The 3,896-nt window shown below is 37.7% G+C and carries 4 protein-coding genes; 2 read left to right on the plus strand and 2 right to left on the minus strand.

Features of this window, described 5'->3' with window-relative positions; genetic code table 11:
* On the plus strand, positions 1-913 hold a 913-nt coding region (gene ygfZ, locus HRT50_RS18190), incomplete at its 5' end, for a tRNA-modifying protein YgfZ (protein ID WP_291617133.1).
* 64 nt (positions 914-977) lie between these two features.
* On the plus strand, positions 978-1,466 hold the full coding sequence (locus HRT50_RS18195) for a peptidylprolyl isomerase (RefSeq protein ID WP_291617135.1): 489 nt from the start codon (positions 978-980) through the stop codon (positions 1,464-1,466).
* Between the two features lie 460 nt (positions 1,467-1,926).
* On the opposite strand, the gene recA is transcribed toward HRT50_RS18195, so the two are convergent.
* The gene (recA, locus tag HRT50_RS18200; RefSeq protein WP_291617137.1) at positions 1,927-2,958 is read right to left on the minus strand and encodes a recombinase RecA; all 1,032 of its coding nucleotides are present in this window, start codon (positions 2,956-2,958) and stop codon (positions 1,927-1,929) included.
* A 410-nt stretch (positions 2,959-3,368) separates the two neighbouring features.
* The coding region (locus HRT50_RS18205; RefSeq protein WP_291617139.1) for an EAL domain-containing protein at positions 3,369-3,896 on the minus strand (528 nt) is incomplete at its 5' end.

Consider the following 3,896-nt stretch of genomic DNA (forward strand, 5'->3'; position numbering starts at 1 on the left):
TGAGCTTAGTGATTTTGGCGCCATTTCTTTATCTGGTGAAGAACAAAGCAAATATTTACAAGGACAAGTAACCTGTGATGTTAATAGCAGCACGGAGCAAAGCCTACTTGTCGGTGCTCACTGTGATGCCAAGGGAAAAGTTTTTTCCGTTTTTAGATTAATTAATCGCTCTGCTGCTCACTTATTATTGCAACCTAAAGCCAGTATTGAAGGTTCTCTTAATGCGCTGAAAAAATTTGGTGTTTTCGCCAAGGTCACTATCGAAGAGACACAAGGCCTGAGCTTTATCGCTTTAGTGGGTGAACAGGCTAGTGTGCTATTACAAGGTGAGTATTCACAAATACCTGATAGCTTAAATCCAGTCGTACAACTTGGCTCAACCAGCTTAGTTTACCTTTGTGGTGACCAACCTCGCTATATCATCATTGATGAACAAGCCACTATTGCCTCATTGGTTAAATCATTGGCACTACCGGTGTTTTCACAAGACGTATGGGATTTATTAGAAATAAGCCAAGGATTTCCAATACTTAACGAAAAAACTAGCGGCCATTACGTGCCGCAAATGCTTAACTTACAAGCGATTAATGGCATTAGTTTCACTAAAGGCTGTTATTTAGGGCAAGAGACTGTCGCTAGAATGCAATATTTAGGTAAAAATAAGCGGGCACTCTTTTCTTTACATGTTCAACTTGAACAAGCGCTACAAGTAGATGACGTGCTTGAAAAGCAATTGGGTGATAACTGGCGCAAAGCTGGTGATATCTTAGCCTACTACCAAGCCGATGATGGCAACTGTTACCTACAAACAGTACTTGTTAACGATGGTGAGCTACCATCAATGCGTATCGCTGCACAAACTGATTCCGTAGTAACAAAGCAAGCATTACCATACACTTTAGACACTGAATAAGCTGAGCTTTAGATAAATATGCTCTAGATAAATAAGCTCAATATTAAAATTATTAGGATAGAAAATGAAAATAGCTAAAAACAATGTTGTTGTTATGCACTATGCCGTATCTGACAACGATGGCACTTTAATCGATAGTTCATATGATGATAAGCCTATGGCGATTATTCAGGGTACCGGTTACTTAATTCCTGGATTAGATGAGGCACTTATTGATCACCAAGCGGGCGATAAATTTGAAGTGGCGGTAGCTTGTGAACAAGCTTACGGCGAACGTCATGAAGATTATGTGCAAACAGTACCTAGAGAAGTACTTGCCGGTGTTGAAGATCTTGGTTTAGGTACACAATTACGCGCTACAACCGATGATGGCGAGCAAACCGTTATTGTTATTGATGTGCAAGATGATCAAATTACTGTTGATGGTAACCACCCACTAGCAGGTTTAGATTTAAGTTTTGATGTTGAAGTTATTGAAGTACGTGAGGCTACTGCTGATGAACTTGAACATGGTCATGTGCACGGTGAAGGCGGTTGTGGCCACTCACACTAAAGCCATTTATAACTTGAGCATTTAATATTTACTATTAATACCAATTTGATTAAATTTCTTCCCTACTCAGAGCTATGAACGATGTTCAATAACAAGGCGAATTTGTTCCGGTTTAGTCATTCTAAATCAAATGAATTTAACGAAGTTAGTGGTCATCGAGTAAGCTCCCAAGGGCGAGTTTAAAAGGCTTACACACAGCGTTATTGATTTTGAGAAGGGAATAACCATTCTCTTCAATCAATGCCTTGTCTCTAAGCCTTTTAATTCTCGCTGAGTGGGAAAGAACTTAATCAATTTGGTATAAATGCTCAGCTCGACATTTCCCTAAATTTAAGCCGTAAGTTTTAGCGGTGAATTTCAGCCATAAAAAAACGTAACCTTAAGTCCAAGGTTACGTTTTTTAATTATAGCTTTACTGCTGTGCTATTAGTGACTGAAGTCTTAGCTACTGAAGCTTTAGTTATTCAGTTACCGCTTCTTCTTTTTTATCTTCTGTCACTTCAGCTTTTGATAAAAACATATCACGTAATTTCTTATCAACATCTTGCGCCATCTCAGGATGTTCACCTAAGTATTTCGCTGCATTGGCTTTACCTTGACCAATACGCTCACCGTTACAGCTATACCAAGCGCCCGCTTTTTCAACAAAACCATGCTTAACGCCTAGCTCAATTAATTCGCCTAAGTTGTTAATACCTAGACCGTATAAAATTTGGAATTCAGCTTGTTTAAAAGGTGGTGCAATTTTGTTTTTTACCACTTTCACACGCGTTTCATTACCAATGATTTCATCACCATTTTTAACCGCGCCAATACGACGGATATCTAAACGAACTGAAGCGTAAAATTTTAATGCATTACCACCTGTTGTGGTTTCTGGGCTACCAAACATAACACCAATTTTCATACGTATTTGATTAATAAAAATAAGCATGGTATTAGATGATTTAAGATTTCCTGTTAGTTTGCGCATTGCTTGACTCATCATTCGAGCTTGTAAGCCCATGTGTGAATCGCCCATATCACCTTCAATTTCAGCTTTAGGTGTTAAAGCAGCAACAGAGTCAACAACAATAATGTCAATGGCACCAGAGCGCGTTAACATATCAACAATTTCTAAAGCCTGTTCGCCGGTATCTGGCTGAGAAATTAATAGCTCATTAATGTTAACACCAAGTTTTGCAGCATAAATTGGATCAAGTGCATGTTCCGCATCGATAAAAGCACAAACCCTACCATCTCTTTGTGCTTGTGCTATAACTTCGAGTGTTAAGGTTGTTTTACCACTCGATTCAGGACCATAAATTTCAACTACACGACCAAGCGGTAAACCACCAGCTCCTAAAGCAATATCTAAACCTAAAGAGCCAGTAGAAACAGTTTCTATATCCATGGTGGTGTTATCACCAAGTTTCATTATTGAACCTTTACCAAATTGACGTTCTATTTGACTTAATGCTGCTGCTAGTGCTTTTTCTTTATCGTCTTTCATAGTTGCTCCGCGATTACAATCGCTATTTAATTTTCATGTTTCAATTTAATAACGCCAGTATACTGTATGACCGTACAGTATCAAGTTTTTTATCGATATTTTATTTTTATTAAAAATAAAATATCAACCTGTACTTTTAACAGGTTGATATAAAGGGATAATTTCACACTTAATATCTTTTTTATTTTTCATATGAAAAAGTTACTAAGTATCATTTATAGTGACTTAAATACTATTTTAACTTTTTATTTTTCTGTTAAATATTCTGCTAAACATTCTGATATTTAACCATCATAGTGGCGGGGCTCGCTGCAATAATGAAACTTGTAAGGCATTTATGCCTTATTGCTTTTCTGGGGCTGAGGTAGAGTTTAGCTGGTAAAGCCTATACTCTAAGCATGGATAGTTATTTACTCTTGGCTCGCTTCATACCAAGGCTCTGGTTTATGAATATGATAGCCTTGGCCATAATCGATACCTATCTCCCTTAGCATTACTTCAATGTCAGCATTCTCAACAAACTCAGCAATGGTTTTTTTATTCATCGCCTCGGCAGTGCGCTTAATATTTTCGACAAAAACACGATTTATGGGGTTAGTGTCCATATCTTGCACAAAAGCACCATCAATTTTGATTATGTCTACCGGTAGTTTTTGTAAGTAACTAAAAGAAGATAAACCACTACCAAAGTCATCTAATGAGAATTTACAGCCAAAAGCTTTCATTTTATCCATAAAGTATAACGCTGACTCTAAATGGCTTATTGCCGAGGTTTCCGTTATTTCAAAGCAAATTCGCTCTGCTGGAATCTGGTACTGTTCAAATAGGCTAATGACATGATCGTATATATCGCGATCAGCTATGGTCACACCTGATAAATTAATGCTGTAACTGCTAGTGTGCTCAGGAGACAAAGCGAGCATTTTAAAAGTATGCTC

Source organism: Colwellia sp., assembly GCF_013215345.1.
Classification (GTDB): Bacteria; Pseudomonadota; Gammaproteobacteria; order Enterobacterales; family Alteromonadaceae; genus Colwellia.